The organism is Pseudomonas sp. FYR_7, assembly GCF_043106155.1.
Classification (GTDB): Bacteria; Pseudomonadota; Gammaproteobacteria; order Pseudomonadales; family Pseudomonadaceae; genus Aquipseudomonas; species Aquipseudomonas parafulva_B.
Window position 1 is genome coordinate 33,592 of sequence record NZ_JBICMI010000076.1, and the last position, 17,135, is coordinate 50,726.

16 protein-coding genes are annotated in these 17,135 nt (G+C 61.7%); 8 read left to right on the top strand and 8 right to left on the bottom strand.

The genetic code is table 11. The annotated features are described in order from the left end of the window. The first annotated feature begins 6 nt into the window (after nucleotides 1-6). On the top strand, nucleotides 7-159 hold the full coding sequence (locus tag ACF8R3_RS18725; protein WP_058637221.1) for a DUF2474 domain-containing protein: 153 nt from the start codon (nucleotides 7-9) through the stop codon (nucleotides 157-159). Between the two features lie 76 nt (nucleotides 160-235). On the opposite strand, the gene ACF8R3_RS18730 is transcribed toward ACF8R3_RS18725, so the two are convergent. Beyond that, nucleotides 236-1,360, bottom strand: coding sequence for a methyltransferase (locus ACF8R3_RS18730; RefSeq protein WP_078478007.1), 1,125 nt, complete (start codon nucleotides 1,358-1,360; stop codon nucleotides 236-238). 96 nt (nucleotides 1,361-1,456) lie between these two features. After that, entirely contained in the window at nucleotides 1,457-2,164 is a 708-nt protein-coding gene (locus tag ACF8R3_RS18735; protein ID WP_058637219.1) for an autoinducer binding domain-containing protein, read from the bottom strand. A 205-nt stretch (nucleotides 2,165-2,369) separates the two neighbouring features. Here ACF8R3_RS18735 and ACF8R3_RS18740 point away from each other — a divergent pair, with 205 nt between their 5' ends. Next, entirely contained in the window at nucleotides 2,370-3,146 is a 777-nt protein-coding gene (locus ACF8R3_RS18740; protein WP_058637218.1) for a ferredoxin--NADP reductase, read from the top strand. 78 nt (nucleotides 3,147-3,224) lie between these two features. On the opposite strand, the gene mscL is transcribed toward ACF8R3_RS18740, so the two are convergent. Next, nucleotides 3,225-3,635, bottom strand: coding sequence for a large-conductance mechanosensitive channel protein MscL (mscL, locus tag ACF8R3_RS18745; protein WP_058604868.1), 411 nt, complete (start codon nucleotides 3,633-3,635; stop codon nucleotides 3,225-3,227). Nucleotides 3,636-3,814: 179 nt separating this feature from the next. Between mscL and radA the strand changes: the two genes are divergently transcribed. Continuing rightward, nucleotides 3,815-5,185, top strand: coding sequence for a DNA repair protein RadA (gene radA / locus ACF8R3_RS18750; protein WP_197843722.1), 1,371 nt, complete (start codon nucleotides 3,815-3,817; stop codon nucleotides 5,183-5,185). A 62-nt stretch (nucleotides 5,186-5,247) separates the two neighbouring features. Here the strand turns inward: radA and ACF8R3_RS18755 are convergent, their stop codons facing one another. From ACF8R3_RS18755 to ACF8R3_RS18765, 3 genes are all read right to left on the bottom strand, one after another. Then, on the bottom strand, nucleotides 5,248-6,765 hold the full coding sequence (locus ACF8R3_RS18755; protein ID WP_392475676.1) for a nucleobase:cation symporter-2 family protein: 1,518 nt from the start codon (nucleotides 6,763-6,765) through the stop codon (nucleotides 5,248-5,250). Nucleotides 6,766-7,026: 261 nt separating this feature from the next. Continuing rightward, nucleotides 7,027-7,392 carry a PilZ domain-containing protein gene (locus ACF8R3_RS18760; protein ID WP_058637215.1) on the bottom strand — a complete coding sequence of 122 codons (366 nt, stop codon included), beginning with the start codon at nucleotides 7,390-7,392 and terminating at the stop codon, nucleotides 7,027-7,029. 61 nt (nucleotides 7,393-7,453) lie between these two features. After that, on the bottom strand, nucleotides 7,454-8,188 hold the full coding sequence (locus tag ACF8R3_RS18765) for a lytic polysaccharide monooxygenase auxiliary activity family 9 protein (RefSeq protein ID WP_392516005.1): 735 nt from the start codon (nucleotides 8,186-8,188) through the stop codon (nucleotides 7,454-7,456). Between the two features lie 212 nt (nucleotides 8,189-8,400). Between ACF8R3_RS18765 and ACF8R3_RS18770 the strand changes: the two genes are divergently transcribed. From ACF8R3_RS18770 to yjiA, 3 genes are all read left to right on the top strand, one after another. After that, nucleotides 8,401-10,467, top strand: a complete 2,067-nt coding sequence (locus ACF8R3_RS18770; protein WP_058637213.1) for a carbon starvation CstA family protein — start codon at nucleotides 8,401-8,403, stop codon at nucleotides 10,465-10,467. A gap of 13 nt (nucleotides 10,468-10,480) precedes the next feature. Continuing rightward, nucleotides 10,481-10,678: a YbdD/YjiX family protein gene (locus ACF8R3_RS18775; RefSeq protein ID WP_023534469.1), complete on the top strand. Its 198-nt coding sequence runs from the start codon at nucleotides 10,481-10,483 to the stop codon at nucleotides 10,676-10,678. Nucleotides 10,679-10,822: 144 nt separating this feature from the next. Continuing rightward, nucleotides 10,823-11,800, top strand: a complete 978-nt coding sequence (gene yjiA / locus ACF8R3_RS18780; protein WP_058637236.1) for a GTPase — start codon at nucleotides 10,823-10,825, stop codon at nucleotides 11,798-11,800. On the opposite strand, the gene ACF8R3_RS18785 is transcribed toward yjiA, so the two are convergent. Further along, nucleotides 11,760-13,244 (bottom strand): methylenetetrahydrofolate reductase C-terminal domain-containing protein, encoded by a 1,485-nt coding sequence (locus tag ACF8R3_RS18785; RefSeq protein ID WP_058637212.1) that lies wholly within the window; start codon nucleotides 13,242-13,244, stop codon nucleotides 11,760-11,762. The genes yjiA and ACF8R3_RS18785 overlap by 41 nt on opposite strands. 228 nt (nucleotides 13,245-13,472) lie before the next feature. Between ACF8R3_RS18785 and ACF8R3_RS18790 the strand changes: the two genes are divergently transcribed. Next, complete coding sequence (locus ACF8R3_RS18790; RefSeq protein WP_392475720.1) at nucleotides 13,473-14,345, top strand: 5-methyltetrahydropteroyltriglutamate--homocysteine methyltransferase; 873 nt, start codon at nucleotides 13,473-13,475, stop codon at nucleotides 14,343-14,345. Between the two features lie 66 nt (nucleotides 14,346-14,411). On the opposite strand, the gene ACF8R3_RS18795 is transcribed toward ACF8R3_RS18790, so the two are convergent. Further along, nucleotides 14,412-15,590: an acetyl-CoA C-acetyltransferase gene (locus ACF8R3_RS18795; protein ID WP_058604874.1), complete on the bottom strand. Its 1,179-nt coding sequence runs from the start codon at nucleotides 15,588-15,590 to the stop codon at nucleotides 14,412-14,414. Nucleotides 15,591-15,876: 286 nt separating this feature from the next. Between ACF8R3_RS18795 and fabV the strand changes: the two genes are divergently transcribed. Next, on the top strand, nucleotides 15,877-17,088 hold the full coding sequence (gene fabV / locus ACF8R3_RS18800; RefSeq protein ID WP_058604875.1) for an enoyl-ACP reductase FabV: 1,212 nt from the start codon (nucleotides 15,877-15,879) through the stop codon (nucleotides 17,086-17,088). The last annotated feature ends 47 nt before the right edge of the window (nucleotides 17,089-17,135 follow it).

Below are 17,135 nucleotides of genomic sequence, written 5' to 3' on the forward strand. Positions count from 1 at the left end.
TGCACCATGACCCGTGATCAGGACGTGGCAAGCAAGAAACCGCTGTGGCAGCGCCTGGGCTGGCTGGTGCTGATCTGGGCGTTGAGTGTGGCCGCGCTGGGTGTGGCGGCATGGTTGATGCGCCTGTTCATGAGCGCAGCCGGCTTGACCACCCACTGAACCCCGGCATCAGCCGGTAGTACGCCGAACGCGCCTGCTCACCCAGGCGCCGTACGCTGTTCCACCTAGTCGACAGTTACTTGCGCGCCTTGAGCACCACGAATTTGGGCGTTGCCGCCACCTGCTCCACGCCCCGGAACAGGCGGGCAAGCTTGCTGTGATAGCCCAGGTGGCGGTTGCCCACGATGTACAAGGCGCCGCCGACCACCAGCGCCTCGCGGGCCTGCTGGAACATACGCCAGGCCAGCACGTCACCCACCACTTGCTGCTGGTGGAAGGGCGGATTGCACAGCACTACATCCAATGACTGTTTTTCGATGCCGGCCAGGCCGTCTGCGGCCAGGAAGTCGGCTGGCCGATCACCCAGCGCACGCTGCCAGTTTTCCCGTGCCGATTGCACGGCCATATACGACTCGTCCACCAAGGTGTACTGGGCGTCTGGATTTTTTAGAGCGCTGGCGATGGCCAGCACGCCATTGCCGCAACCCAGGTCCGCGACCCGGGCGTTGCCCAGGTTATCCGGCAGATGCGGAAGAAATGCCCGTGTGCCAATGTCCAGGCCTTCACGACAGAAGACATTGGCATGGTTGAGCAACTCCAGCGCTGGCGATTCGAGGCGATAGCGGCTGGGGTAGGGCGATGTAAAGGCAGGGCGCGCATCCACCGTGGCGGTCAGTAGCCGGGCTTTTTTACGTGCCAGCGAGGCTTGCACAGGGCCGACATACTTTTCCAGCAAGTCGCCGGCAGCACGGGGAAGGTGCTTGATCATAGCCCCGGCAATCACCTGCGCCTGCGGCGCCAGGTGCCCTTGCAGCCTAATGAGTTGATCTTCGAGCAAGGCAAGCGTCTTGGGCACCCTGACCACTACCCGATCAAAGGGGCCGTTCCAGGTTTGACAGGCAGGCACGAACGAAACGCTGTCGGCAGGCAGGCCGTTACGTGCCAGGTTCTTGGCCAGCGCGAGTTGAGCAAGGTAGGAGTCGCCGCTGCTGGTCACCTGCAGGTGCCTGGCGAGGCTTGCCGCCAGCGCCCCGAAACTGTCGTTGAGCACTAGCACACGGCTGCCGGCTGGCAACGCCTGGGCATGCAATTGTTCGAGCAGGTACTCATCGGCGGCGTCAAAGGCCTGCAAGGGATCGTTGGCCTGGTCCGGCTGGCGGATCAGATCGAGTTCGGCGAAGGGCGTGGTCAACAGGGGCATGGCAATCTGGCTCGGGTACAAAGCTGCCCGCAACCGTTCGCTGCGGGCTTAGTCGAGCGATTCTACAGGGCTTTGGCTGGGCTCGCAGGCCCGGGATCAGATCCAGCCGCGCAACGCGGCGATGGCGACAGCGCCCGCTTTGTTGGCGGCGTTGGTCTTGGTAATGACGCTGCGAATGTGAAAGTTCACCGTACTCTGCGACAGTGACAGGATGCAGGCGACATCGGAAGCAGTCTTGCCTGCCGCAGACCACTTCAGCACTTCCAACTCGCGTTCGCTCATTTTGGGCTGGGAGGGGCACAGTGCATCGAGGTGATGCGCGCTCAGCACCGCATGTACGGTATGGCACAACCACTGGATGGCCCCGGCTTTTTCGAACAGCTCGGCGGTCTCGACGGTGCGCAGCGGCCTGGACACGCTCATCTGGCTTTCGTTGTGCTGCAGATCATGCAAGGACTGGGTCCAGCCATGACGCAGGCCATGCTCGCAGGCTGCCTCGCGAAAATGCGGTGCCTCGCGGTAGACCTCATCGCTCCATACCACAGGATTGGTCGAGCGGTGGCTGAGCGCAGCCGCTGCGTCCTGCTTGTAGAATTCTCCGCGCTGGTAGCGCTCGATCCATGCGCTGGGGTAATTGCTGTACAAGTAATGCCGTGGTGTCTGGGTAGCAATCTGAATGCGAAGCTTAAGTCCCACATACTCGAAACCCAGATCCTGAACCAGATGCACCGCGATGTCGAACAGCTTCCGAGGATTACGCTCACTCACCAGGGCGTGTAGGTGCTCGGGGTTCCAGTGAAACATGTGAGTCTCCAAGGGCGACGCGGCCCAGTCCGTATGGGTTCGAAGGCAGTGTAGATAGCTCCAAACCGGTGTGTCCGTCTTTTTCGCTATAACTGTGCTGTGCTTCTGTATATCTTTGTACAACTTTCGAAGCCGCAAAAACCCAGTGGTTTTTATCGCGGGCGCTTTGCGCGACACTGTAGGGCCCCAAGATATGGAGCCCGACATGACCGCCAGCGACGAAAAATTCACCCGCCAGACCTTGCTCGAGGTTCAGCCGCTCACGCCGAACCTCTTCAGCCTGCGGGTCACCCGTGATGCGGGTTTTCGCTTTCGCTCCGGTCAGTTTGCTCGCCTGGGCGTGACCAAGGCTGATGGCAGTGTGGTTTGGCGCGCCTACTCCATGGTCAGTGCACCCCACGACGAATACCTTGAGTTCTTTTCAATCGTAGTGCCGGGTGGCGAATTCACCAGTGAGCTTAGCCGACTGGGTGAGGGCGATTCGCTCCTGGTGGAGCGGCAAGCCTTTGGCTTTCTCACCCTCGACCGTTTTGTCGACGGACGCGACCTGTGGTTGCTGGCCACGGGTACAGGCATCGCGCCGTTCATGTCGATTTTGCAGGACTTCGAAGCCTGGGAACGCTTCGACAACATCAAGCTGGTGTATTCGGTGCGTGAGGCCAAAGAGTTGGCCTATCTGGACGAGATTGCTGGCTTGGAGCAGCGTGAGTACCTGGCCGAGCATGCCGGCAAGTTGCAGTTCATCCCGGTCGTGACACGTGAGCGACATCCAGGCGCCCTGAATCAGCGCATCACCACCTTGATCGAAAGCGGCGAGTTGGAAAGGGCGGCAGGGCTTGAGCTGTCACCGGAGCATTCGCGAATCATGCTGTGCGGCAACCCTGAAATGATCGATGAAACGCGCAAGGTGCTCAAGGCCCGTGATCTGCAATTGAGCCTTAGCAAACGGCCGGGCCAGGTGGCCGTCGAGACGTACTGGTAGCCGGCGTGCCGCTACAGGCTACAGGGGCGCAGCGGTGCATGAAGCTTTGCCGCTTCCTGCAGCCTGTAACGGTGCACTTCAGGGCCGGTTCTGAGCCTTGAGCAGGTCGCGAATCTCGGTAAGCAGGGTCTGCTCGGGGGACGGCGCGGGCGGTACGCTTGGCGCCACGGCCTCTTCGCGCTTGAGCCGGTTGATGGCCTTGACGCCCATGAAGATCGCAAAAGCGATGATCACGAAATCGATCACAGTCTGGATGAACTTGCCATAGGCCAGCACCACGGCCGGGATGTCGCCTTGCGCTGCCTTCAAGGTGATGGCCAGGTCGCTGAAGTCAACGCCGCCGATCAGCAGGCCCAACGGTGGCATGACCACGTCGCCGACGAAGGACGAGACGATCTTGCCGAAGGCCGCGCCGATGATGATACCTACCGCCATGTCGACGACATTGCCTTTGACCGCGAAGGCCTTGAACTCACTGATCATGCCCATGTTTCGATTCCTTTGTAACAAATGGTGAGGTAAACGCAGTGTAAGCCACTTAAACGCTTCATGCGCTGCATTCAGGGGTAGTGACTTCCGTCGCACCGAATAGTTTTGTCGCATCCCAAGGCATTCGGGGCACGGCCAGCCTCGGGTATCATGCAGGTTTTGCCCGGAGGCACCCACCCATGGCCAAGGCCAAGCGCTTGTATGGCTGCACCGAGTGCGGCGCGACTTTTCCGAAATGGGCTGGCCAGTGCGGCGAGTGTGGCGCCTGGAACACGCTGGTCGAAACCATGATCGAGAGCGGCGGCGCCGCAGCACCCAGCACGGGCCGCGCCGGCTGGACGGGGCAACAGGCGCAGATCAAGACCCTGGCTGAGGTCAGCGTCGAGGAGATCCCGCGCTTCACCACCAGCAGCACCGAGCTCGACCGTGTGCTGGGCGGTGGCCTGGTTGATGGCTCTGTGGTGTTGATCGGTGGCGACCCTGGGATCGGCAAATCGACGATCCTGCTGCAGACCCTGTGCAACATCGCCGTCGGCATGCCGGCGCTGTACGTCACCGGCGAGGAATCCCAGCAGCAGGTGGCCATGCGCTCCAGGCGTCTGGGCCTTCCCCAGGACCAGCTCAAGGTGATGACCGAAACCTGCATCGAGACCATCATCGCCACCGCCCGTCAGGAAAAACCACGGGTAATGGTGATCGACTCCATCCAGACCATTTTCACCGAACAGTTGCAATCGGCCCCAGGCGGGGTCGCGCAGGTGCGTGAAAGTACGGCGCTGCTCGTGCGTTATGCCAAGCAAAGTGGCACGGCGATCTTCCTGGTGGGCCACGTGACCAAGGAAGGCTCGCTGGCAGGCCCGCGGGTACTGGAGCACATGGTCGATACCGTGTTGTATTTCGAAGGCGAATCCGACGGTCGCCTGCGGCTGCTGCGGGCGGTGAAGAACCGCTTCGGCGCGGTCAACGAGTTGGGCGTGTTCGGCATGACCGACCGAGGTTTGAAAGAAGTCTCCAACCCCTCGGCGATCTTTCTCAATCGCACCCAGGAAGAAGTCCCCGGCAGTGTCGTGATGGCCACATGGGAAGGCACTCGGCCAATGCTGGTCGAGGTCCAGGCACTGGTCGATGACAGCCACCTGGCCAACCCGCGCCGCGTGACCCTGGGCCTGGATCAGAACCGCCTGGCCATGCTGCTGGCCGTTCTGCACCGGCACGGGGGCATCCCGACCCACGATCAGGATGTGTTCCTGAACGTGGTGGGCGGTGTGAAAGTACTGGAAACGGCTTCGGACCTGGCATTGCTCGCCGCCGTCATGTCCAGCCTGCGCAATCGGCCGCTGGCCCATGGCCTGCTGGTGTTCGGGGAAATCGGCCTGTCGGGTGAGGTGCGGCCTGTGCCCAGTGGCCAGGAGCGGCTCAAGGAGGCTGCCAAGCACGGCTTCAAGCGCGCCATCGTGCCCAAGGGCAATGCACCCAAAGAGGCGCCTGCAGGGTTGGAGGTGATCGCCGTGACGCGTCTAGAGCAGGCGCTGGATGCCTTGTTCGAATAATTCACTGGCAAAAAAAAGGGCCGACGATGCGCATCGGCCCTGTACAACACCCACCTGATGGATCAGTGCTCGGTGACCGCCGCGCGCTTGGCCGGCTCGCTGCCGTGCTCGTCCTGGCCCCTCATCGGCACCTCGTGGCCTTCGGCATCGAACAGCCTGCCATCCTTGAAATAGTCCCCGTCGCGTAGTGCGGAGATATCCGAGTAGCGAATGGTGCGTTCGTAGCCGGCAGCGAACACTGACTGCTGGTCCGAGTTGCCTGCCGTGAAATGGTTGAAGATCAGGTTCAGCAGGATGGCCATGATCGCCGCCGAGCTGATGCCTGAGTGGAAGATGGTTTCGAACCAGTTGGGGAACTGATGGTAGAAGGCCGGTGCGGCGATCGGGATCATGCCAAAGCCCAGGGAAGCGGCGACGATGATCAGGTTGACGTTGTTCTGGTAGCTGACCTTGGACAAGGTGCGAATGCCGCTGGCTGCCACCGTGCCGAACAACACGATGCCCGCGCCGCCCAGCACGGGGGTAGGCACCGCAGCGATGATGCGCCCCATGATCGGTAGCAGGCCCAGTACCACCAGAATCACACCGCCGGTGGCCACCACGTAGCGGCTGCGCACGCCGGTGACCGCCACCAGGCCGACGTTCTGGGCGAATGCACTTTGCGTGAATGAGCCGAACACCGGCGCGAGGATGCTCGAGGCCATGTCAGCACGCAGGCCATTGCCCAGGCGCTTGGAGTCGACCTTGGTACCGATGATCTCACCCACGGCCAGGATGTCGGCCGAGGTTTCGACCAGCGTCACCATGATGACGATACACATCGACAGGATGGCGGCGATGTGGAATTCCGGCATGCCGAAGTGAAAGGGCGTGGGGAAGGCGAAAACAGGGCCTTCGGTAACCTTGCTGAAGTCGGTCATGCCCAGTGCCCAGGCGATCAGCGTACCGACCACCATCGCCAGCAGGATGGACAACCGGGATATAGTCGCGCTGCCCAGTTTGCTCAACAGCAGCACGATGGCGAAAGTGAGGGCGGCCAGGCCAATGTTGGCCATGCTGCCGAAGTCAGGTGAGGCGCTGTTGCCACCCATCACCCAGCGCGCGGCCACCGGCATCAGCGTCAGGCCGATGGTGGTGATCACGATGCCGGTGACCAGCGGTGGGAAGAACTTGGTGATGCGTGAGAATACCGGGGTGATCAGCAGCCCTATCAGCGAGGCGGCCATCACCGCGCCCAGCACCCCCGGCAGCCCGCCCCCACTCTCACTGCTGAGGATGGCGCCCATGGTGGCGACGCCGGCAAACGACACCCCTTGTACCAGGGGTAGTTGGCAGCCGAAGAACGGCAGGCCGAGGGTTTGCAACAAGGTCGCCAAGCCACCTGCAAACAGCGAAGCGGCGATGAGCATACCGATTTCTGCGCCATTGAGGCCTGCGGCCTGCCCCAGGATCAGGGGTACGGCAACGATTCCCCCATACATGGTCAACACGTGCTGCAGGCCATAGGCCAGATTGGCACCCAGGCCGAGGTTTTCGTCCTCTGGCCGCTGGGCGGGAGACGTGTTTGTGGACGTAGTCATGGCGCAGGCTCTCTGTTTATTGTTGTGGAGCTACTGTAGTCAGTTATTGCCTACAGGTACTACACAAATTGTATACAATTTTTTGATCCAAGCGCCGTCATGGGCAGCCTTGGGGCGTACGCGTCCTCGTTGCAGGAGGCATACCAACCCAAAGCGCTTGTACGAAAGGGTGTATACAACGGTGCCTGAGACAGGCAGGAAGCTGTCTAGATGGACAGGAAAGGGGCGGTGGTCGGGCAGTTAGCCAGCTAATAGATCCTGTTATTCGATCAATTCACGCAGCTCACGCATCATTTCGGTGCTGTCGGCAATGTTCAGTTCCACAAGACGGTGCAGGTGGCTCATGGAGTCGATGTCGATGTACAGGCAAACGAAGCCCAGCCGCGTGAGTTCTTCATGGCGCAGTTCGACTTGCATCTTCACCCAGGTATCGGCGTCAAGTTGGATGACCGCCTCGTAGTTCTGGGTTGGGTCTGGGTTCCAGTCGGTCGGGCGCTCGACCAGAAGGCCTTTGAGGGATAGATCGATGAGCCTGGCAGGCCAGCGCTGCTCGCCTTGGCGAAGTTCGGCAGGTGCGTCGAAATCGATGCGTTGGAAGCGGCGGCGCTCGGAATGTGGCGGGGTCATGGCGAGTCCTCATCTGATGTTCAGACTATAGACCAGCCATGATCGCGTATTCGTCCCTGCACTACTTGACGATATTCACGTCGCTGCAATTGTAGAAACCCTCGCCTGCAGCGTCATCACGTTGCCAGCGGGTATAGACCACACGTCGGCCAGCGTGTTCTTTGAGATCGACATCGAACGCGTAGTAGCCATTGACAGGCTGGACATCTCCGATTTCCTGTACCAGCTCCAAGTCATCCCACTCCAAGGCCCGCTGGGTGGGGTCGTAGTCCGGCTTGGACACATAGATTTCCCAGTAGCTAGGGTTGTGCGGCGCCATGATTTTGTAGCGCAAGTGGGCCTTGTTGTCGTCATCTTTTTTCCAGTCCTGGGCGTACCAATCGGCAGGGATGTCCAAGCCGCTCTTGTCATTGACCTGCCCAGCCTTCGTATTCGTATCCGTCACGCTATTGCCTGCCGAGCACAGCTGACCATCAGGAATGGCTTTTTTGACAGCCTCCTTATTGCGGAAATCAACGACGTTCTTCGACACCTCATGCCATTGATTGAACTGGTACACAGCCTGTTGCGCATTGTTGCCAAACTTTTTAAACACATGCTGGTAAGCCGCTTTGCACCCTGGGCTTTTGATGTTTGAACCGTCGACTGGCCAGTTGTAGTCACCTTGTTGATAACAGTAGTACTGCCTGGAAATAGGCATCTCGACTGCGCCATGCATCGGCTCTACAGGTGCGGCATTGCCGTGCATGCTGCCTGCCGCAAGGCTGGCTGCGATGATGAGATGAAGTGAGTTCATGGCGACTTCCTTGCTGAGTTGGAAGTACCAAAGGTCGGCCAATCGGCCCTGGCGGGACAACTGGCAGAACTACCAGGTATTTGGCAGTGCGGTGCCGCTCTACCACGTGGAGTTGCGCTGTAAATCGGCATGCAATTGGAGATGGTAAAGCCGGCAGGCAGGCCCTAGACTCAGAGGGCCATCAATTCCAACCTCTCAGCTGGAAGCCAACTATGAACAATAACAACAGCCTGCTACGCCACCTCCCGTGGCTGGTGCTGGCAGTCCTGGGAGCCTGCGCGCTGGGTGTCGTCGCCCTGCGCCGTGGCGAAGCGATCAATGCCTTGTGGATCGTGGTCGCGGCAGTGGCCATTTATCTGGTCGCCTACCGCTATTACAGTCTGTTCATCGCCACCAAAGTGATGCAACTCGATCCGCGCCGCGCCACCCCTGCGGTGCTCAACAATGACGGTCTGGACTATGTTCCAACCAACAAGCACATCCTCTTCGGCCACCACTTCGCGGCCATCGCTGGCGCAGGCCCCTTGGTCGGCCCGGTGCTGGCGGCGCAGATGGGCTATCTGCCCGGCACCCTGTGGCTGATTGCCGGTGTGGTACTGGCCGGTGCCGTCCAGGACTTCATGGTCCTGTTCTTGTCCACACGCCGCAACGGCCGCTCGCTGGGCGACATGGTGCGCGAAGAGATGGGCCGCATTCCGGGCACCATCGCCCTGTTCGGCTGTTTCCTGATCATGATCATCATCCTCGCGGTGCTGGCGCTGATCGTGGTCAAGGCCCTGGCCGAGAGCCCCTGGGGCATGTTCACGGTGATGGCGACCATCCCGATCGCCATGTTCATGGGCGTCTACATGCGCTACATCCGCCCTGGCCGCATTGGTGAGATTTCCCTCATCGGCGTGGTGCTGCTGCTGGCTTCCATCTGGTTGGGTGGTCAGATTGCCGCGGATCCGGTTTGGGGCCCAGCCTTCACCTTCACCGGTGTTCAAATCACTTGGATGCTGGTGGGCTACGGCTTCGTCGCAGCCGTGCTGCCGGTCTGGCTGGTGTTGGCCCCGCGTGACTACCTGTCCACCTTCCTCAAGATCGGCACCATCGTGGGCCTTGCCATCGGCATCCTGATCATCGCCCCTGAGCTCAAGATGCCAGCGCTGACCCAGTTCACTGATGGCACCGGCCCGGTCTGGAAAGGCACGCTGTTCCCGTTCCTGTTCATCACCATCGCCTGTGGCGCGGTCTCTGGGTTCCATGCCCTGATCTCGTCGGGCACCACGCCCAAGCTGCTGGACAACGAAACCAACGCCCGCTACATCGGCTACGGCGGCATGCTGATGGAATCGTTCGTGGCGATCATGGCCATGGTCGCGGCCTCGGTGATCGAGCCGGGCGTGTATTTCGCCATGAACAGCCCGGCTGCCGTGGTCGGTGCAGACGCGGTTTCGGTGGCTCAGACAGTCAGTAGCTGGGGCTTCTTGATCACGCCTGAGCAGCTCGAGGCGGTTGCCCGTGACATCGGCGAGCACACCATCCTGGCCCGCGCCGGCGGTGCGCCGACATTGGCCGTGGGTATCGCGCAGATTCTTCACCAAGTACTGCCTGGCGAGAACACCATGGCGTTCTGGTATCACTTCGCTATTTTGTTCGAGGCCTTGTTCATCCTCACCGCCGTGGACGCCGGTACCCGTGCCGGGCGCTTCATGCTGCAGGACCTGCTGGGCAGCTTCGTGCCAGCGCTCAAGCGCACCGAATCGTGGGGCGCGAACCTGCTGGCCACCGCAGGTTGCGTCGCCATGTGGGGCTACTTGCTCTACCAAGGCGTGATCGACCCGCTCGGGGGTATCAATACGCTGTGGCCGCTGTTCGGCATCTCCAACCAGATGCTGGCCGGTATTGCGTTGATGCTGGGCACCGTGGTGCTGATCAAGATGAAGCGCCAGCGCTACATCTGGGTCACGCTGCTGCCAGCCACCTGGTTGCTGATCTGCACCACGGCGGCCGGCCTGATCAAGCTGTTCGATCCCAACCCGGCCGTGGGCTTCCTGGCCTTGGCCAAGAAATACAGCACCGCACTGGACGCTGGTCAGGTGCTGGCACCGGCCAAGGACATCGGGCAGATGCAGCACGTGATCTACAACGCCTACACTAACGCCGGGCTGACCATCCTGTTCCTGCTGGTGGTATTCAGCATTCTGTTCTTCGCGATCAAGGTGGGTTACGCCGCCTGGGGTCGCAAAGAGCGGACCGACAAGGAAACCCCGTTCCAGGCTCTGCCTGACGCTTGAGAGGACTGCTGCGATGTTCAATGACCTGGGTCGGCTGGGCAAATACCTGGGGCAGGCTGCACGCTTGATGGTGGGCATGCCTGACTACGACAATTACGTCGAACACATGAACAAGACGCATCCGGACAAACCGGTCATGACGTACGAAGCGTTCTTCCGAGAGCGCCAGGAAGCACGTTATGGTGGCAAGTCCGGGCCAAAGTGCTGTTAAGCCCAAAGCGTTAAGCTGTACCGGCCCCATCGTCGGCAGCCTGTGGTCATCGACAAGCCCGCTCCTCTTGGGGGCAGGTGCTGGTGATGAGCGCAGGCCTGTCGCGGTGGGGCCTGTGTTTTTTCCGAACAGGAGATGTTCTGCGTGCAGACCCCGATTCCCGTAACCGTACTGACCGGCTTTCTCGGTGCCGGCAAGACCACGCTGCTCAAGCACATGCTCAAGGCCGAGCACGGCCTGCGGCTGGCCGTGATCGAAAACGAGTTCAGCGAAGCAGGCATCGACAGCCAGTTGCTCGGCGACGAGCCGGTGCAGGTCATGACCCTGGCCAACGGCTGTGTGTGCTGCAGCATCCATGGCGACCTTACCCGTGCGCTGTTCCTGCTGCTGGAGCGGCTCGATGCTGGCGAAATTGCCTTTGATCGGCTGGTGATCGAGTGCACAGGGCTGGCCGACCCCGCGCCTGTGGCTCAAACGTTCTTCATCGACGAAGAGCTGCGCGAGCGGTACATCCTGGACGGCATCATCACCCTGGTCGACGCCGCTCACGCCGACGTCCACCTGACCCAGACCATCGCCCAGGCCCAGGTGGGCTTTGCCGATCGCCTGCTGCTGAGCAAGACCGACCTGGTGGAACCGGCCACCGTGCAAGCCTTGCGCGAGCGCCTGGCCCGCATCAATGGGCGGGCCGCCATGCATGTGGTCGAACAAGGCCGCATCGACTTGGGTGCACTGCTCGATGTACGCGGCTTCAACCTCAACCCGGACCTGGGCGCCAACCTCAAACCCACCCTGCGTCCAGTACTCAAAGCCGCCACCCCGGACCGTATCGCCACCTTGGTGTTGCGCACCGACAAGGCGCTGGACATCGACCGCCTCAGCGACTTCATGAATGGCCTGTTGGAAACCCATGGCACGCAACTGTTGCGTTACAAGGGCGTGCTCAATATCGCGGGCGAGGATCGCAAGCTGGTGTTTCAGGGCGTGCTCAAGCTCTACGGGTTCGACTGGGACGCTGAATGGGCTGAGGCCGAACCGCGCGAGAGCGTCATGGTGTTCATTGCCGATGATCTTCCCGAGGCTACGATTCGCGCCGGCTTCGAGGCGCTGACGGCCGAGTGACGGGCTGAACCTTTCCACCGAACCAACCCGGCCAGGAGCTTCGATGGCGGTTGTGCTGCTCCACGCAAGGGATCAAGCGCTGGGCCAGCACATCGGTTTGCCGCACCGCCTTGGCCGTGCGGTACTTGGCACTGTGGATGCACTCACGATCGCCAAACTCGCACCGGTTCAAGGTGGTACCGCCGCAGGGGCCGTTCGCCAGGCCCTTGGGGCAGGTCTCGGGGCAGGTGTACAAGGTGTCTTCCAGGCGGCAACGACCGCAGGTGTCGCAGCCAAGCAGTGGTCGCTTCACGGCCCGCTCCACGCTGTGCAGCACCTGGGCGCCCAGGCCTGTCGCCCACATCGGCTGGCGAACCGCCCACCCGAACAACTGACTCACCGGGTTGCGACGACTGAATAACAGGCCATGCATGCCATGCATGGCGTGGTAGCGGGCTTTCTGGGCAAACGAAGCCACGACACGCGACTCTCCCTCGCGCCATGCCGCCTGCGGTGGGTGAAACGTCACTGCCGGTAGGCTAGGCATTTGCCAGCTGGCCTGCCAGGCAGGCGCCCATTGCTCCAGCGTGGCCACTTGCGTCTGCCAGTGCGCAAGGCGTGCCTCCAAGGCAAGCAGCTGGCTGGGCTCATGGATGCCCGACAGATGCACGCCGGCATAGCCCATCAGCTTAACCCCAATGACCTGCAGGGCCAGGCGGTCGATGCTGCGAGCCTGGGCAAAGGCCTTGGATTGCGCCGCCTCGGCTTCCAGCATTTGCCGCATCGACGGGGTGACGGTCACGCCTGCGACATGATCGAGCATGCCCGCACGGCCTTGGGTAAGGCTCATAAGACAAGCCAGCATAGGTTTAGGTGCGCGCTGGCGGCGCATCCAGTGCATGGCTTCCTGGTGCTTGGCAGCATCGAAACCTAGCTGCAGGATGAAAAAGTCGGCACCGGCTGCCAATTTCTTTTCAGCCTTCAGGTACTGAGCGGCGCCTTCTTCTTCACGGTATTTGAACGGGTTGAGCGCTGCGCCCAGCCACCAGTGCGGATAGGTTTGCCGGGCGATCTGCAGCGCTGCCACCGATTCCAGGTAGCGCACCGGGCGCTTGCCTGGGGTATGGCCTGGCAGGCGGTCCCCTGTCAGCATCAGCAACTGGTGCTGGCCCGCAGCATCCATGCGCCGCATCTGGGCGAGCAGGTGATGGCGCTCCCGGTCCTTGCCGGAAAAGTGGGGCAGGGCAGGTACCGGATGCTCAAAACAGGCCAAGGCATCCAGGGGTGACATGTCCAGCGGGCTGCTCACCCGGTCGCCAATGGCGAGTGTCATCGGCCAGCCACACAGCTGCCTGCGGGCCATTATGGCGTCCATCGCCGCAAAACGCTCTGCTGACGGCTTGGGGACGAACTCCATGACGCAAGCGAATTGCTGTTGTTGCAGGGCAGTTTTGAGCACGCTCATGACGGAACACCGAGTGTGGGCAGGCTGGCATTGTGCGCCAGCCCTGTGAATGGGTCATGCCCGGTTGCGCAGCGCATTGATCTGATCAAGACATGGCTAGGCGTCACGGGTGCGCCAGCGCGAGTAACATGAGGGAAACTTGAGTTGATCTCAAATTTATTGAGTTTGTTTCAAACGCTCATCGATCTGAAAATGCCCCCATCATTTCTGCACATTGGGGACATACACATGGCACTGGCGCATAACCTGGGCTTTCCACGCACTGGCAACGACCATGCGCTTCGCGCACGTCATTGGCAGATGCAGAAAGACGCCGGTATCGAGCTATTGCCTGTAGGCGATGTGGACTGGCAGGGCGGCGCAGCGCGCGACCCTCAGGCACCTGTGACGCGGCATTTCACCCTGCTTGCCGATCAGCTGCTACAGGAAGTGGCCCAGGCCAGCGCGCTGGGCCACACCGTCAAACCTGTTCTCGTCGGCCCCCTGACCTATTTGTGGCAAAGCGCGGCGCAAGACGGGCACAGCCTGGCGCTGGAATGTGTCGACGAACTGCTTCCGCACTATGACGCCGTCCTCAATCGCCTGGCCGAACAAGGCGTGCAGTGGGTGCAGATCGATGAGCCGATCCTTGCCCAGGCGCTGCCGCAGGACTGGAAGAACGCCTACGAGCGGGTTTACAACATCCTGCAGCGCGCTCCGTTGAAGAAGCTGATCGCGACGTGGGCTGGCGGCTTGCAGGGCAACCTTGGCCTGGCCGCGCACCTGCCGGTGGACGGCTTGCACATCGATCTGGTGAGCGACCCTGAGCAGTTGACGACCACCCTGGACCGCCTGCCTGCCTACAAAGTGCTGTCGTTGGGCCTGGTCGACCCAGAAAACGATGCCCAGCATGCCCTGGACAGCAAGTGGCACTGGCTGTGTGAAGCCAATGAGCGTCTGGGGGAGCGACTGTGGATCGGTACGGCGTGCTCACTGCTGCACAGCCCGCTGGGCGTCGCCGTGCAGGCCTGTGAGGAAGTGGTCCGGCTGGTCAGGGCGCTCAATGATCCGATCAAGGCCACGCCACCTGCGTTCCACGCCCTGCAGGTAGCCAACGCCTGATTGTGCATCGCAGATGCCGCCGCTAGGGCGTGCACGGCGGCGTCCAAATGCCCATGGCTCGGTTGATCAGCGCTCGATCGCCAGGGCCACGCCTTGCCCACCCCCGATACACAGCGTTGCCAGGCCTTTCTTGGCATCGCGCTTGATCATCTCGTGCAGCAGGGTGACCAGCACGCGGCACCCGGATGCACCGATGGGATGACCCAACGCAATCGCCCCGCCGTTCACGTTGACCCGCGAAGCATCCCACGCCAGCGCCTTGCCAACGGCCAGCGCCTGGGCCGCGAACGCCTCGTTGGCTTCGATCAGGTCCAGGTCGGCCAGTTGCCAGCCTGCTTTGCCCAGGCAGCGTTCAGTCGCCGAGACAGGGGCTATCCCCATCACGGCGGGGTCGACCCCAGCGCTGGCATAGGCCGCGATCCTGGCCAGCACGGGCAAGCCCAATGCCTGGGCCTTTGCAGCGTTCATCAGCAGCACTGCCGCGGCCCCATCGTTGAGGCTGGAGGCATTGCCTGCCGTCACGCTGCCGTCCTTCTTGAAGGCAGGGCGCAGTTTGGCAAGGGATTGGGCCGTGGTGTCCGAACGTGGCTGTTCGTCCTGGGCGAAAACCTTGGGCTCGCCTTTTTTCTGTGGCAGCACGATCGGGGTGATTTCGGCCTCGAAGCGGCCAGCGGCGATGGCTGCCACCGCCTTGCGCTGCGACTCGGCCGCGAAGGCGTCCTGCTGTTCACGGCTCAGCGCGTACTCCTGCACCAGATTTTCAGCCGTGATGCCCATGTGGTAGTCGTTGAACGCGTCCCATAGGCCGTCGCTGATCATGCTGTCGATCAGCTGGCCATGGCCCATGCGCTGGCCGGTGCGGGCAGAAGGCATTACATAAGGGGCAAGACTCATGTTTTCCTGGCCGCCGGCGATCACCACCTCAGCGTCGCCGCAGCGAATGGCCTGGGCGCCCAGGTGCAGTGCCTTGAGACCGGAGCCGCAGACCTTGTTCAGGGTCAGGGCAGGCACGCTGAACGGCAGGCCTGCCTTGATCGCTGCCTGACGTGCAGGGTTTTGCCCGGCGCCGGCCGTGAGCACCTGGCCCATGATCACCTCGTCGACCTGAGCCGGCTCCAGCCCGGTCTGCTCCAATAGACGCTTGATCACGGCTGCCCCCAGGTCGACGGCCGGGACGCCCGCCAGGGCGCCCTGGAAGCTACCGATGGCGGTGCGGGTCGCGGCGACGATCACCACTTCGTTCATATTGTTGTTCTCCGTCTGAAGGTGAGGGCAACCAGCATCGGCGCATTTTGCTCATTTGTTAAGTTTGTTTTTATTGCCCATTGATAGGAAAACCGAATCAATACCTCGGCGCGGCAAGGGTGCGTCCGGGCCGCGTGCCGTGTCGCCAACCGGCCACCGATTTTGCATCGCTGCGCTCAACCCTTAAGATGTGTCGCCTAACCTGCGGGGTGAGTCTTACCCCTCAGTCCATTCTGAAAGCGCCCTGTGTGGCGTTTTCGTGCATAAACCAGACGAGGTACAGACATTGGCCATCATTCATCCTAAGGTCCGCGGTTTCATCTGCACCACGACTCACCCCAAGGGCTGCGAGCTCAACGTCCGTGACCAGATCGAAGCCACCCGCAAACTGGGCGTGCGCGAGGATGGTCCGAAGAAGGTGTTGGTCATCGGTGCTTCCAGTGGCTACGGCCTGGCCGCGCGCATCACTGCGGCCTTCGGTTTCAAGGCCGACACCCTGGGCGTGTTCTTCGAGAAGCCAGGCACCGAAACCAAGGCCGGCACCGCAGGCTGGTACAACGCGGCGGCGTTCGACAAGTTCGCCAAGGCCGAGGGCCTGTACAGCAAGTCGATCAACGGTGACGCTTTCTCCGACGAAGCGCGGGCCAAGGTTATCGAGCTGATCAAGAACGACATGGGCGGCAAGGTCGACCTGGTCATCTATTCGCTGGCCTCGCCGGTGCGCAAGCTGCCACAGACGGGCGAACTGGTGCGCTCGGCGCTCAAGCCCATCGGCCAGCCGTACAAGTCGACGGCCATCGACACCAACAAGGACGCCATCATCGAGGCCAGCATCGAGCCGGCCACCGAGCAGGAAATCGCCGACACCGTGACCGTCATGGGTGGCCAGGACTGGCAGCTGTGGATCGACGCCCTGGCCGGTGCCGATGTGCTGGCCGAAGGCGCTCGCACCGTCGCCTTCAGCTACATTGGCACCGAAATCACCTGGCCCATCTACTGGCACGGCGCCCTGGGCAAGGCCAAGCAGGACCTGGACGACACTGCCCTGCGCCTGGACCAGAAGCTGGCAGCTGAGGTCAAGGGCGGCGCCAATGTGGCCGTGCTCAAGTCGGTGGTGACCCAGGCCAGTTCGGCCATCCCGGTCATGCCGCTGTACCTGTCGATGGTGTTCAAGATCATGCAGGAGAAGGGTGTCCACGAAGGTACCCAGGATCAGCTCGATCGCATGTTCCGTGACCGTATGTATCGCACCGACGGCGCCCCGGCGCAGGTCGACGAAAAAGGCCGCCTGCGCCTGGACGACTGGGAACTGCGTGATGATGTGCAGGATGCCTGCAAGGCCATGTGGCCACAGGTGACCACCGAGAACCTGTTCGAGCTGACCGACTATGCCGGTTACAAGAAGCAGTTCCTGAACCTGTTCGGCTTCGAGCGCACGGACGTCGACTACGACGAAGATGTGGCGACCGACGTGCAGTTCGATTGCGTGCAGCTGTAACGCTCTGAGGTCAGGTTACTGGGGCTGCCAAGCAGCCCCAGTCTTCA

Coding starts and splice junctions, on each gene's coding strand:
- ACF8R3_RS18725 (WP_058637221.1), top strand. CDS start 7: ATGACCCGTGATCAGGACGTGGCAAGCAAGAAACCGCTGTGGCAGCGC.
- ACF8R3_RS18730 (WP_078478007.1), bottom strand. CDS start 1,360: ATGCCCCTGTTGACCACGCCCTTCGCCGAACTCGATCTGATCCGCCAG.
- ACF8R3_RS18735 (WP_058637219.1), bottom strand. CDS start 2,164: ATGTTTCACTGGAACCCCGAGCACCTACACGCCCTGGTGAGTGAGCGT.
- ACF8R3_RS18740 (WP_058637218.1), top strand. CDS start 2,370: ATGACCGCCAGCGACGAAAAATTCACCCGCCAGACCTTGCTCGAGGTT.
- mscL (WP_058604868.1), bottom strand. CDS start 3,635: ATGGGCATGATCAGTGAGTTCAAGGCCTTCGCGGTCAAAGGCAATGTC.
- radA (WP_197843722.1), top strand. CDS start 3,815: ATGGCCAAGGCCAAGCGCTTGTATGGCTGCACCGAGTGCGGCGCGACT.
- ACF8R3_RS18755 (WP_392475676.1), bottom strand. CDS start 6,765: ATGACTACGTCCACAAACACGTCTCCCGCCCAGCGGCCAGAGGACGAA.
- ACF8R3_RS18760 (WP_058637215.1), bottom strand. CDS start 7,392: ATGACCCCGCCACATTCCGAGCGCCGCCGCTTCCAACGCATCGATTTC.
- ACF8R3_RS18765 (WP_392516005.1), bottom strand. CDS start 8,188: ATGAACTCACTTCATCTCATCATCGCAGCCAGCCTTGCGGCAGGCAGC.
- ACF8R3_RS18770 (WP_058637213.1), top strand. CDS start 8,401: ATGAACAATAACAACAGCCTGCTACGCCACCTCCCGTGGCTGGTGCTG.
- ACF8R3_RS18775 (WP_023534469.1), top strand. CDS start 10,481: ATGTTCAATGACCTGGGTCGGCTGGGCAAATACCTGGGGCAGGCTGCA.
- ACF8R3_RS18785 (WP_058637212.1), bottom strand. CDS start 13,244: ATGAGCGTGCTCAAAACTGCCCTGCAACAACAGCAATTCGCTTGCGTC.
- ACF8R3_RS18790 (WP_392475720.1), top strand. CDS start 13,473: ATGGCACTGGCGCATAACCTGGGCTTTCCACGCACTGGCAACGACCAT.
- ACF8R3_RS18795 (WP_058604874.1), bottom strand. CDS start 15,590: ATGAACGAAGTGGTGATCGTCGCCGCGACCCGCACCGCCATCGGTAGC.